Source organism: Pseudoalteromonas atlantica (genome assembly GCA_007988745.1).
GTDB lineage: Bacteria > Pseudomonadota > Gammaproteobacteria > Enterobacterales > Alteromonadaceae > Pseudoalteromonas > Pseudoalteromonas atlantica.
In genome coordinates this window covers 13477-25941 of the sequence record BJUT01000036.1, presented here as the reverse complement: position 1 = coordinate 25941, position 12465 = coordinate 13477, and the positions used below count along the sequence as shown (strand labels likewise).

Below are 12465 nucleotides of genomic sequence, written 5' to 3'. Positions count from 1 at the left end.
CTAAAGTGCGCGTGAGTAGCTTAGCGATATAAAATCGAGGCCTGGGTTAGGCTTTTTGATACCAGCGTTTGAATAATGAAAATACTTAAGTGAGACGCTATGTTGCTCAGCCTCACCAAATTTCATGGCAATGCCTAGGCGGTCTTCAAACTGGTAATGTGTGCTTATGTTTTTTCCCGCAAATTTGGTGTCGTCTAATAAGCTTAAACCAATACCAAACTCGGCAAAAACGCGGTTCCCAGCAATACTGCCAATAGGATAAAAAATAACAGGCGAAAGCGATAAGCCTAAATTAGCGTCGTAGCGTTTTGGGTCATCGTATTCAAAAAAGTTAGCATTGGCTTCTAGGTAAATCTCTAGCTCTTCAAAGCCTTCTATTTGATAATCTAAGGCATATTGATAAGCCACCTTAATCCCTCGCACGTCTCCTTCACCTTGAATATAGCTCATCGAAAAGTAATCTTGTGCAGCCGTTGCAGCGCCTGCGTATAGCGTTATAGCTATTAAAAACAATTTATAAAGTTTCATGTTATTCACCTCAAGCAGCTCTATTTTTATTGCAATTGCTTGACCTAAACACAGCAAATTTAGCTGCTATAGATTAAGCAATGATTCAATGAGGTGCATACTAATTGCATTTAACTATTTTGATAATTGCAATTTAAGTGGAATAACTTTCTTCAATATATTGATAATTAAACAGTGCTTGAGCGCACGCTAACGTGTGTTGTTAATCGCTTATATTGCTGCTTAAAAAGCTGCCAACCCACAATACCCGACAAGGTATTACCGCATGCCATACCGATAAATAACCCTGTTAAACCGTAAAAATACGAGCCTAACCAAAGTAGTGGTAAGTAACACAAAAATAGCCGCAATATGGAGATAAATAAGGCCGTGGTCGCAAAGCCCAGCGCGTTACATACCGATACCGTGATCATACATACACCCAAAGCCGCGTAGCTCAGAGGCACAAATGCAAAGTAATCTGTTAGGTTAGCTACTATTTCACTATTATTGCTAAGCGCATTTGCAAGCGGGTTAGCCACACCTAGCATAATAACCGCTAATAAAATTTGTATGCCAATTACAAAACCGCACGCAAGTTTTACTACGCTTAATATTTGCCTAAGCTCGCCCCGCCCTTTTAAATTTCCAACAATGGGGGGCAGCGCCATGGTAAGCGCTAAAATTAAAATAATCGCAATATATTCAATACGGTTTGCAAGCCCCCAAGCTGCTACAGCAAACCCACCATACACGGCAATCAATGCCGTTACTATCATGGCTGAAATAGGCGGAATAAACTGTGAAAGTAAAGCTGGCGCCATCATTTTTGCAATGGCTTTTATTGCCTGCCCAGTGCAGTTTTTTAAAACATCAAAGGTTACAAGTTCTCGTTTAATAAGCGTGTAAAACACCACTACTAAGCCTATTGAAAAAGCAACACAGCTTGCCCATGCAGCACCCGCTAACTCCATATCAAAGGTAAACATAAACAATGGATCGAGCGCTATATTTAACACGCTGGTTAGCACCATAATTCGCCCAGGCAATAAGGTTTCGTTATGAGCACGGCAAATGCTGTAACCAAAATAAAGCAGCGCTCCAAGCCAGCAGCTTATTAGCCAAGGCAACCAGTAAAGCTCAGTTAAATTAAATAACGAAGGCGTTGCACCCAGCGCTAAAATTATAGGCTGCTGAAAAAGCCACAACGCCAAGCACAATAGCGTTACTATTACGGTGCCAATAAGTACGATTAAACTACCTAAGTAGCGTGCGTAGTGAACTTTATTTTCCCCAAGTGCAGTAGAAATGGTCGCAGTTGCCGCAATACCTAAGCCTACTTGTACTCCCACAATTACCTGAAAAATAGCAATACTAAAGGCAACTACAGCGAGCGGCTCAGCGCCTAGCTTAGCAATAAAAATACTATCAACCAGCTGGCTTCCCATAATAGAAAACAAGCCAACCAACATAGGCCAGGTTTGCTTAAATAAATACTTTAAAAGTAATGATGTATTACGGCTCATAAGGCAGGCTCACTCTAAACTTAAAAATTTAAACGAGAAAAATACCGAAAAAAAAGGCGCTTATAGTAAGCGCCACAGGAAAAGTCACAATGAATAAGCTGCTAGTATATTTACACAACTAAGTATTGATAATATAGTTGTTTAAATAATCAGTTTATTGAAAAATTTGATAATGAACATTGCCCATTTAAATCTGTTTGTCAGAATCGCAACAACACATAATATTAGCTTAGCTGGCAAGGAGTTAGGTTTGTCGGCCGCGGTTTCTAGTGCCCAAATGAATAAGCTTGAAGAAACGCTCGGCGTTAAACTTATTCATCGTACAACCCGAAAAGTATCGCTAACCGAAGAGGGCCAAGCTTTTTTACCCCACGCCGAGGAAGTGCTTGCCAATGTTGAAATGGCACGCGCCTCGGTAGGTATTGGCAGTGTAACTCCACAAGGAAAATTGCGCATTACTGCTCCTGCTTCGTTCGGGCGTATGCATATTATTCCTGCATTGGCTGGATTTATTGAGCAATACCCCGACCTGACAATTGATTTACGCTTAAGCGATAGCATTATTGATATGGTTGGCGGAGGTTTTGATATAGCAATACGCGACGCCGCATTAAACGACTCAACCCTTATAGCCCGAAAGGTTGCCCGCGATAAACGCTTAATTTGCGCATCGCCTAATTACCTTGCAAAACACGGCACCCCAACAACACCGCAAGATTTAAAAAATCATACCTGTGTTAATTTACATGGTTTAACTACGTGGTCGTTTATTACACCCGAGGGCACACAAAACATTAAAACCAATAACGTATTACAAGCCGATAACGGTGAAGCGGTGCGCGACGCGTGCGTGCAAGGCCTAGGTATTACGTTAATGTCGAGCTGGTGTGCCTATAAAAAACTACAAAGTGGTGAGCTGGTACAAATTTTACAAGACTACCCACTTGCATCCGACACCGCTATTTGGAGTGTTTACCCAAGTTCGCGTTTATTAGCACCAAAAGTAAGGGCCTTTATAGACTACTTTAGCGGCTACTTTGGTGACGAACCCTACTGGGAAAAAATATAATTATTTAACCGTAAAATATAAAAGCACAAACCTAGGTTTGTGCTTTTTGCGCTTTAAATATATGGAGCTTTATTGGTAAACCTTGGGCAAGTAAAAACAGCAGTTGCTAACTTGTACTTTTATACTTCGTATTTAATCGTGTAAGTTTATTAAATAACTTAATAACAACTCCCAATAATGTTAATTAAAAGCTAGCCATGCATCTCAAACATATCATTATCTCTTTTAAAACTTTCATTTTATTTGCACAATTTATTGCCATACTAAAACCTTCGTATATAAATCGTTTTGGGGTAAGTATGAGAACAATTAAACGAAGTCGTTTAAAAGCGCCTAGCGTTAACACTACAAAAACTAAGCTCGCATTTTGCCTGCTTAGTGCCACGGTACTTTTAACTGCATGTGGCGAGCAGATAAAAAGCGAAAGTACACCTGCCTCCCCAGAAGCTAAAAGCGCTAAAAACACGCTTATTAATACCAATGATTTTAATATTAAAGCCATGGTAAAGCTGCCACAAACTGTAGAGTGCACGCTTGAAAACGGCCTACAAACTCAGTGTGCTCAAGTGGTTTTAAAATATCAGCCAGACAATATTGAAGTCGGCCCTTTTTGCCCAGAAACACTCGACGACGTAGGTGGAATTTGGGATTGGGATGGCACCGATGCGGGGCTATATAGGTTAGATAAAGCATTTTTAAACATGCTTAACGAGCAAGGGTTTACCTTTTACGATGAAGACGGCAAAGTGCATATTGTTGATAACGCGACCATTCGCCCAACCGTTGATCATGCATGTATTAATGTATCGGTAGATAAAAGCGTAGAAATTACCGCCCTTTTACCACTGCACCCTGTTATGTCTGAGCAATCAACAGCGTTGGGCACTGTATCTAAAGTGGGTATAGCGCTTGCGGGTGTGCCTATTTTTTCGGATGCGCCAAGTGTGCAACATACTGGGCATTTACCCGCGCTTGATACGTGCGCAGGTCATATTGATCCGGGCGGTTGGTACCACTACCACGGCACCGCTAGTGATATAGACAGCGTATATAAACACGAACATGTAAACGCTAACTGTAATAATTTAACGCAAAAGCCAAGCGCCCTATTTGGTTATGGCTTTGATGGCTACCCAATTTACGGAAGCCAAGAAATTGATGGTACATCCCCAACCGAGCTTGATAGCTGTAATGGCCACACAGGCCCCGTGGGTGAAAGCGGCATAGTTACTTACCACTACCATGCAAGTAATACATTCCCTAACTTACCTAAATGCTTAAAAGGTGTGGTTGCACAAAACAACTTTATGACCACAGCACAAGCAGGTGTAGGGGCTAAGCCACCTGAAGGCACTAAAATATCTCGCCATGAACCACCAGGTGGTGGCGGTCCAAAAGCGGGTGGCCCTAACGACGGCATGTCGCCACCGGGGTTTGCTGAGGCAGCTAACAAACTAGGCGTTAGCGAAAAAGTGCTTATGCAAGCAATGCAAAAAGCCGGCGGCCCTAATGCCGATTTAACGGTTGTAGCAAAGGCACTTAACGTAACACCGGAGCAACTAAAAGCAGCCCTACCCGAAAAACCTAAACGCTAATTAACCTGAACTCTGGTTAGAGATTTACTAACATATTGAACCATAATGATATTTAAGTTTATTTTCTAGCCAGAAACTTTCAGTGAAAATAAGGCAAATTTACGCGTCAATAGCTGGCCTATTGCAAATAAATTAAGCGCGGTTAGCACTGAAAATAGCTGCTCGAGATAGATTTATTATCCAATAATTCAGGCTAATTATAAATTACGGCAAGTGTTAAAAGCACTTGCCGTAACAATTAGTTACGCAACTTATAGCCTATAAAAGTTCCTAAAATCGTCAAAAATGTGAGAAAACGTTGGCTTGTGTCAAGAACAGTAAACGTTAGTAAAAAGCTGTAAACACGCCCCTGTTATCGGTTACATGTCAGTTACCATTCAGTTTAAAGCGCTAGTATTGAACCCAGTTATGTAACAACATACACGAGGCACTAGTATGGAACTGACTCAATTACTCCCTGCTCTACTTGCCATAAGTGCAGTATCTGGCGCTGCATATGCAGCACCCAATGAGCGAGAACACGCAAAAAGTTTTAATAATGAGCGCGCAAAACGCATCGAATACAAACGAGATGAGCGCCGCGATGACAAAAAACAGCGTATAGAATATAAAAAAAACGACCGTAAAGAGCGCAAACAAGCCAAACGCGAGCACCGCAAAGAGCAAAAGCGCAAAGTTGCCCATTACAAACAGCAGCAACGCACTCGTAATTATTTTAAACATAATCGCCACAACGTAGTGACCTACCGGCCTGGGCATTATTTTAATCATTTACCGCGCAATAGTGCTTCAATCAGATTTAATGGCATTACGTTTACATTTAGTGATGGTATTTACTACAGAAAAGCAAAAAGAGGCTACCACGTAGTTAAGCCACCAAGAGGCTTAAGAATACGCTCTCTACCAAGGCATTATTCACACTTTAAACGCCATAATACCACTTACTATGCCTACCAAAATGTATATTACGTGGCAGATAATAATGGCTATAGAGTAGTTGATGAGCCTAAAATAGTAGTTAATCAGGCTATTAAGGTAGGCAGTGCTAAAAATTATGATTTAGGGCAAACCTACGACACCCTCCCTATTTCGGCAGAGGCAGTCACGATTAACGATCAACAATATTTTAAGTACCAAGATATTTATTTTTTACCGCAAATAAACGGTGACGAAATAAAATATTTAGCGATAAATTTAGGGTAAACAATTTAGCTCAAACGCAGGGCAAGTTGCGCTAAGCATCTTGCTCTTTTGACATTAAGTCGGCCATTCGTTGGTTAATTTCTTGCTCACTTAAATCTTCTTTATGGGTGCCTATGGTCCAAATATGCCCGAATGGGTCTTGTAGGGTGCCGGCTCTATCACCGTAAAACTGGTCGTGCACTGGGCGTACTTCTGTAGCGCCAAGTTCAATTGCCTTTTTAAATACGCTGTCTACATCTTCTACGTAAAGCATTAAACTTACCGGTGTGCCACCAAGTGCATTGGGGCTTTTAAATGACTCGTCCGGGCATGAGTCCGAAATCATAATATGGGAGTCGCCAATTATAATTTCAGCATGGGCTATACCGCCCTCTGGTAGCGGCATTTGCATTACTAACTGCGCATTAAATGCATCACGATAAAAACAAATAGCTTGCTGAGCACCTTCTATAATTAAGTACGGTGTTACCGAACTAAACCCTTTGGGAATTGCTGAAACAGTCATAACGCTCTCCATTATTTTTTATGGGTGTATGTATTTAGCCTATAGGTTAAAAACACTTCTTTCAACGTGTTAACTCATTTAAGTCACTATAATTAAATTAGCCAATTTGTGGTCAATAACTATACTAGCTGTAATATATATCTTACTTTTATTTGCTTAGGACTTTTATAATGTTAGCTAAAATTAGCCTAGCCGCTAAAAAGTATAAAGTTCTGAAGTATTTAGTTTTAAGCTGGTGTGCTTTATTTGCCCACCAAAGCGTGGCTAAAGTTGTGATTGCCATTGTAGGTAAAACAAAAAACGACTCTTTTTATCAGCAAGCCTTTAAAGGCTGTTTGCAATTTAGCAATGAGCACCCTGAAATAGAATGCAAGTACGATGGACCAAAAGACTTTCAAGACATTCGTAGCCAATCTATGGTCATTAATAGGTTAGTTGACCAAGAAATAGATGGGTTAATCGTAGCAACAACCGATTCTCAGCATTTGGTCACTCGTTCATTAATGGCGCTTAAAAGTAAAAACATTCCTGTTATAACGTTTGATTCTGACCTGCTAGAAAAACACCAACAGTACCGCCTAGCCTACGTAGGCAGTAACAACTTCGACTTTGGCGTTGCCTTAGGCGAGCAAGTAAAAAAACTGACCAACAAAGCAAATAATACGCTTTGCATGCAGTCGGGGCACCATACAACCCCTAATTTAAACAAGCGTATTGCAGGGGTTAGGTATGCGCTGTCGGATCAAGCGACAGCGCACCTATCAGGTAAAAACGGCTGGCGCGAACATAGTCGCTGCCCCTTATTTAGCTTAGGTAAGCGCGAAGAGTCACTAAAGCAGTTAATGCATTTATTAAAAATGGACAACCCACCCATTTTTTTAGCTGTGGCGGGGTTTGCACAATTTAACCCTCATTACGTAAATGCCTTAGCGCCTTTTAAGCAACGTATTGCCGATAAAGACATTATTATTGTTTCTGCCGATACAGAAGAAATACAGCTCAATGTGTTAAGCAGAGGTCTCTCTTCGGCTAACATAGGGCAAAACCCTTTTGAAATGGGCCGCTTGAGCACTAAGCTAATGCACGACTACATTTTATATAATAAAAAGCCTGCGCAATCTCACTACTACACCGACTTTCATTACTGTACACAAAGTAACGCCTCACAGTGCACTGTTAATCATTAAAATTTTACCCAGTTACTGGGAGTTATGCCCTTTTAAGTACGACGCAGTGCACTTTAGCCAGCGTATTATTGCTCTAAGTTTAAGCGTTGGTGCCACGCTGCAATGCTTTCATCGGGGTATTCATCAAACTGTTTATCATTCTTTTGGATATGCGGGGTAACCCAATTGGCCTTACTAGCAAGCATTAAATGGGTGTGCTCTGGCGGTACGGGTAATTCGCTGTCTATTGCACCAGCAAAGGGATGAACTTGCTCAGGCCATCGCGAATCATATAACCACAAGTTACTGCTGCAGTGTTTACAAAAATGGCGCTCAGCGGGGCTGGTTTTATCACCCACTTTGGCATGATAAATAGTAATATGCTCACGCCCTGTAACCTCAAGCGTGCTGTATTGTGCGTTCAAGTTTATAACAAACCCGCCACTGCCGGCCGTTTTACGACAAATAGAGCAGTAACATAAGTTATAAGGATAAGGGTGTTTAGAGCTCACACTAAACGTTACTTTGCCACAGTGGCAAGCGCCTTTAAGCTTCATAATAAATCCAATTAGTTACTGTTTAAGAGTTAATACCATAACCAGTTAGCCATAAAAAAACCACACCCTTTACAGGGTGTGGTTTTTATTTGCTAAAGCGTTTTGTTCTAACGCTGCCAAAATCTTAAATTGCGCAATGTTTCAATAAACTTATCTGCAGAGTGCATGTTTAAATCTATCCAACCATCGTCGGCTTTACCATCAAGCCCTGCGGCTTCAAATAATGCCATGGCATCTTTTGTGTAGCCTATGTATTTCATGTGCGCGAACGCATCGCTCACAAAGTCTTTCGCCTCAGGGATACCAGCAAGCTTCTTAGCGCCCTCTTGCGTTGCAAGTACCATCACCGCATCGTAAAGCACCGAAGGGCCGCCATTGATTACTTGATCCGCTGCTACATGCTTACCTTTACTGCAACATGCTCCCCCTACTTGTGCGGCAACAATTTCGTAGTTAGCACCTTCAGCGTCTAAGGCATTTGTAACCGAATTAAAAATATCAGCATCAAAGCCATCGCTCACTAAAATACCTAACTTACGACCTTTAAAGGTATCTGGCGCATTTTTTAAAATACTTAGCGCATCTGATACAGGTAAATCGTTACGCGTTGACATAGCAGCTTCAGCCGGCTCTGGCATATCTTGCAGACGCAGGCCTTTTGCAACTTCTTGCGCTAATGTGTTATCTACATTTAATAAGTGCGAAACCACACGCTCGCGAATCGGCACGTGCTCTACTTTTGAAAGCTCAAATACAAACGCATATTGAATGTGCGCTTGCTCTACTTCTGTTTGGCTTAAGTAAAATTGGCGCGCTTGGCTGTAATGATCGCTAAATGTTTCTGAGCGATAACGCAGCTTATCTCCACCGCTTACTTCTGGCTCGCTTGAGCTTTTAAAGCCATGCACTGGGCATTCGCGGGGGTTATGCTCATCGCCGCTCCACGAGTTTGGCTCGTAGTTAGCACGCCCTTTAGGGTTATGCATTGCCATGTGGCCATCTTGTTGAAAATGACGCATTGGGCATTTAGGCGCATTAACCGGAATATGCGTAAAGTTAGGACCGCCTAAGCGTTTGGTTTGAGTATCTAAATACGAAAAGTTACGCCCTTGCAGTAATGGGTCGGGTGTAAAATCAAGCCCAGGTACAATGTTTTGTGTACAAAAAGCCACTTGCTCTGTTTCGGCAAAAAAGTTATCAACTACACGGTCAAGCACCATGCGGCCCACAATTTTTACGGGTACTTGCTCTTCAGGTATAAGCTTGGTGGCATCAAAAACATCAAATTCAAATTCATCAGCAAATTGCTGATCAAACACTTGCACACCTAGCTCCCACTCTGGGAAGTCGCCTTTACCAATAGATTCCCACATGTCTCGACGATGAAAATCAGGGTCAGCACCATTAAGTTTAAGTGCTTCGTTCCACACTACTGACTGCATACCGGCTTTTGGTTTCCAATGAAACTTAACAAATTTTTCATCGCCATTTGCATTAATAAATTTAAAGGTATGAACACCAAAGCCCTCCATAAAGCGTAAAGAGCGCGGTATAGCTCTATCTGACATGGCCCACATAATCATATGAATTGACTCAGGTGATAAACTTACAAAGTCCCAAAAGTTATCGTGCGCGGTTTGCGCTTGTGGAAAACCACGGTCTGGTTCAGCCTTAGCAGAGTGAATTAAATCAGGAAACTTCATTGCATCCTGAATAAAAAATACAGGTATGTTGTTACCCACTAAATCCCAGTTTCCTTCTTGGGTGTAAAATTTAACAGCAAACCCGCGAACATCACGTGCTAAATCGGGAGACCCTTTATTCCCTGCCACAGTTGAGAACCGTGCAAATACCGGTGTTTTTTCGCCTTTGCGCTGAAAAATATCTGCACAGGTTAAATCTTCAAGCGTATCGTAGGTTTCAAAATAACCATGAGCACCGTAGCCTCTGGCATGTACCACACGCTCTGGAATGCGTTCGTGATCAAAGTGAAACAACTTTTCGCGCATTACATGATCTTCTAATAAACCTGGGCCGCGCTTGCCTGCACGTAATGAGTTTTGATCGTCGCTAACAGGGCACCCTTGCGCGGTGGTCATCGTTGGGTATTCATCAGAAGCCTTTTGATGTAATTCGCCACCATGCCCTTTATTGCCTGAGTATTTAAATGATTCAGCCATGTTTAGTCCTTCATACAATTTGATTTAATGGGTCGATAGTTTTTATGAGCTTTAAAACTAAAAGCGACTATGCAAATGCAAAATAAAGACCAGCCATCCAACCTAGTAAAAAAGGGCTGTACAGACAAAAAAGTAGTATTTGAGGTAATTTATAAAAGAAAAAATTACACAGGCGTGTAACTTTTTCAGACAAAAAAAGAGCACTTATAAAGTGCTCTTAGGCTTAAGCCTTAATCTTTATTCTCGTTAACTAAAATAACTTTACGATGTGGGAATGGAATTTCGATATTGTTTTCATCAAGGGCTTTTTTAATCAGCTCTGGCACCGTGTATAAAATTTCGAAGTAGTGCTCGCCTTTACAAAAAGGTCTTACTAAAAAGTCTACCGAGCTGTTGTTTAGTGTTTCTACTTCAACAAAAGGAGCTGGGTCTTTTAGTATGTGTGGGTGAGCCTCAAGCACGCTATCAATAACTTTGCGAACAGCGTCGGTGTTTTCATCGTATGCCACACCAAAGTGCATATCTACGCCGCGAATAGGATGATGCGAGTGATTAATAATTTGCGCTCCCCAAATTTGGCTATTTGGGATAATAACTTGCTGATTATCGAACGTTTGCAAAATAGTTGTAAACATATCAACCTCGGTAACTTTACCAAAGCGCCCTGCGGCTTCAATAAAGTCGTTTACTTTGTAAGGTCTAAATATAAGTAACATTACACCTGCAGCTAAGTTAGACATAGCACCTTGCAGCGCTAACCCAATAGCTAAACCTGCCGCACCTAATAGCGCAATTATTGAAGCTGTTTGCACACCAAAGCGGTTTAACACGGCAATAAATACAAACGCTAAAATAACATAGCGCGCCATACTTCCTAAAAAGCGAAACAGCGTGTCATCAAAGTGAGTGTATTTATGGCATAAACTAATAATCATATTACGCACTTTACCCGCAAGCCATAAGCCTATTAGTAATATAACAATTGCCATTAGAATATTTGTTGCCCACATTACTGCTGCCGGCAAATACTGATTTACATCAATATTATTTATTATCTCGTCCATTTTATTGTTCCTGTTAGACTGGTTGTAAATATAAAATCACATTAAACACTTTATATTAACTTTTTATTAACTAAATTACGAATTTTTACTTATTCGCTGTATTCGCCTTTCATTTTTATCACCAATAACAGTTACAAAAACAAATCAGTACATAAATTGACCGAAAATATTTTTTATTGCGTATATATTGTTCAATTTGTAAATAAAGCCAATGTGTTCTAAACCTTTAAGAGACACCTTGTTAAGGAGCGTTGTTATGCCAACAACAAATACGATTAATAAACACTCTGAATTTGCCCGCTGCATTGAATGCAATAAGGTAAACACATTTGCGGCTTTTCACTGGCTAGCACTGGCATTTAAAGACATGACCCGTGCGCCCATATTGAGCCTTATTTACGGGGTAATATTTACCCTTATTCCTGTTGCTATTGTTTACTGGGCAATGTTTACAGGTACATATTTAGTAATACTGCCTGCAACCGTGGCGTTTGCATTAATAGGCCCAGCCTTCGCGGCAGGCCTTTACGATGTAGCATGGGAGCTTGAAAAAGGCCATAAACCCACACTTAGCCACTCTATAAAGTCGATGTTTAGAAACCCAGTAGGCGAATGGGGCTTTGCAATAATGCTAATGGTTATCATGATTGCTTGGATGCGTTTAGCCGCGCTTGTGCATGCTTTATATCCTAGCCACGCCAATCCCACCTTTGAAGAGTTATCGGCGTTTTTAACGTTAGGCAGCATAATAGGAGGGGTATTACTGGTGACTGTATTTTCGCTTTCTGCTTTTGCTCCACAAATAATGATGGAGCGACGAGTAGATATTATGACCGCTGTAATCAGCTCTATGAACGCTGTAAAAACTAACTTTGCCGCTATGGTGGTATGGTCAATTTGTATATTTGTATTGGTAGCTGTTGGTTTTGCTACCGGCGCCACGGGCTTTATTGTAATTATGCCTTTGCTTAGTTACGCCAGTTGGCATGCTTATATTGCAGTTATTAAAACCAAAAAACCTCGTGGTTATGAGTAACAACCAAGCACTTAAAATTCCAACCACACTGACTAAAAATAGCGCCAAAAGGCGCTA

Annotated in this window: 11 protein-coding genes; 5 read left to right on the top strand and 6 right to left on the bottom strand. The window is 41.1% G+C overall.

What is annotated here, in order from left to right:
- Both PAT01_RS14070 and PAT01_RS14065 read right to left on the bottom strand, forming a co-directional pair.
- Positions 1-528 carry an acyloxyacyl hydrolase gene (locus PAT01_RS14070; protein ID WP_024033246.1) on the bottom strand — a complete coding sequence of 176 codons (528 nt, stop codon included), beginning with the start codon at positions 526-528 and terminating at the stop codon, positions 1-3.
- 167 nt (positions 529-695) lie between these two features.
- The gene (locus PAT01_RS14065; protein WP_138578478.1) at positions 696-2033 is read right to left on the bottom strand and encodes an MATE family efflux transporter; all 1338 of its coding nucleotides are present in this window, start codon (positions 2031-2033) and stop codon (positions 696-698) included.
- Between the two features lie 172 nt (positions 2034-2205).
- Here PAT01_RS14065 and PAT01_RS14060 point away from each other — a divergent pair, with 172 nt between their 5' ends.
- The 3 genes from PAT01_RS14060 to PAT01_RS14050 all read left to right on the top strand — a co-directional run bounded on the left by PAT01_RS14060 (position 2206) and on the right by PAT01_RS14050 (position 5900).
- Positions 2206-3102 (top strand): LysR family transcriptional regulator, encoded by an 897-nt coding sequence (locus PAT01_RS14060; RefSeq protein WP_039972407.1) that lies wholly within the window; start codon positions 2206-2208, stop codon positions 3100-3102.
- A gap of 299 nt (positions 3103-3401) precedes the next feature.
- Complete coding sequence (locus PAT01_RS14055) at positions 3402-4697, top strand: YHYH protein (protein WP_249318366.1); 1296 nt, start codon at positions 3402-3404, stop codon at positions 4695-4697.
- Positions 4698-5132: 435 nt separating this feature from the next.
- Positions 5133-5900 (top strand): DUF6515 family protein, encoded by a 768-nt coding sequence (locus tag PAT01_RS14050; RefSeq protein ID WP_138578474.1) that lies wholly within the window; start codon positions 5133-5135, stop codon positions 5898-5900.
- 31 nt (positions 5901-5931) lie between these two features.
- Here PAT01_RS14050 and PAT01_RS14045 read toward each other — a convergent pair whose 3' ends face one another.
- A complete protein-coding gene (locus PAT01_RS14045; protein ID WP_004588872.1) occupies positions 5932-6405 on the bottom strand; it encodes a VOC family protein in 474 nt (157 codons plus the stop codon).
- A gap of 170 nt (positions 6406-6575) precedes the next feature.
- Here PAT01_RS14045 and PAT01_RS14040 point away from each other — a divergent pair, with 170 nt between their 5' ends.
- Positions 6576-7592: a substrate-binding domain-containing protein gene (locus tag PAT01_RS14040; RefSeq protein WP_121637923.1), complete on the top strand. Its 1017-nt coding sequence runs from the start codon at positions 6576-6578 to the stop codon at positions 7590-7592.
- 65 nt (positions 7593-7657) lie between these two features.
- Here PAT01_RS14040 and PAT01_RS14035 read toward each other — a convergent pair whose 3' ends face one another.
- The 3 genes from PAT01_RS14035 to PAT01_RS14025 form a co-directional block, all read right to left on the bottom strand.
- Complete coding sequence (locus PAT01_RS14035) at positions 7658-8128, bottom strand: GFA family protein (RefSeq protein WP_054982811.1); 471 nt, start codon at positions 8126-8128, stop codon at positions 7658-7660.
- A 107-nt stretch (positions 8129-8235) separates the two neighbouring features.
- Positions 8236-10308 carry a catalase gene (locus PAT01_RS14030; protein WP_154945667.1) on the bottom strand — a complete coding sequence of 691 codons (2073 nt, stop codon included), beginning with the start codon at positions 10306-10308 and terminating at the stop codon, positions 8236-8238.
- 230 nt (positions 10309-10538) lie between these two features.
- Positions 10539-11372 (bottom strand): mechanosensitive ion channel family protein, encoded by an 834-nt coding sequence (locus PAT01_RS14025; protein ID WP_004589490.1) that lies wholly within the window; start codon positions 11370-11372, stop codon positions 10539-10541.
- Positions 11373-11628: 256 nt separating this feature from the next.
- On the opposite strand from PAT01_RS14025, the gene PAT01_RS14020 reads away from it, so the two are divergent.
- Complete coding sequence (locus PAT01_RS14020) at positions 11629-12408, top strand: DUF2189 domain-containing protein (RefSeq protein ID WP_126008131.1); 780 nt, start codon at positions 11629-11631, stop codon at positions 12406-12408.
- Positions 12409-12465 lie beyond the last annotated feature (57 nt).

Excerpts from the sequence above, each read along its gene's own strand:
- PAT01_RS14070 (WP_024033246.1), bottom strand. The coding sequence starts at position 528 with ATGAAACTTTATAAATTGTTTTTAATAGCTATAACGCTATACGCAGGC.
- PAT01_RS14065 (WP_138578478.1), bottom strand. The coding sequence starts at position 2,033 with ATGAGCCGTAATACATCATTACTTTTAAAGTATTTATTTAAGCAAACC.
- PAT01_RS14060 (WP_039972407.1), top strand. The coding sequence starts at position 2,206 with ATGAACATTGCCCATTTAAATCTGTTTGTCAGAATCGCAACAACACAT.
- PAT01_RS14055 (WP_249318366.1), top strand. The coding sequence starts at position 3,402 with ATGAGAACAATTAAACGAAGTCGTTTAAAAGCGCCTAGCGTTAACACT.
- PAT01_RS14050 (WP_138578474.1), top strand. The coding sequence starts at position 5,133 with ATGGAACTGACTCAATTACTCCCTGCTCTACTTGCCATAAGTGCAGTA.
- PAT01_RS14045 (WP_004588872.1), bottom strand. The coding sequence starts at position 6,405 with ATGACTGTTTCAGCAATTCCCAAAGGGTTTAGTTCGGTAACACCGTAC.
- PAT01_RS14040 (WP_121637923.1), top strand. The coding sequence starts at position 6,576 with ATGTTAGCTAAAATTAGCCTAGCCGCTAAAAAGTATAAAGTTCTGAAG.
- PAT01_RS14035 (WP_054982811.1), bottom strand. The coding sequence starts at position 8,128 with ATGAAGCTTAAAGGCGCTTGCCACTGTGGCAAAGTAACGTTTAGTGTG.
- PAT01_RS14030 (WP_154945667.1), bottom strand. The coding sequence starts at position 10,308 with ATGGCTGAATCATTTAAATACTCAGGCAATAAAGGGCATGGTGGCGAA.
- PAT01_RS14025 (WP_004589490.1), bottom strand. The coding sequence starts at position 11,372 with ATGGACGAGATAATAAATAATATTGATGTAAATCAGTATTTGCCGGCA.
- PAT01_RS14020 (WP_126008131.1), top strand. The coding sequence starts at position 11,629 with ATGCCAACAACAAATACGATTAATAAACACTCTGAATTTGCCCGCTGC.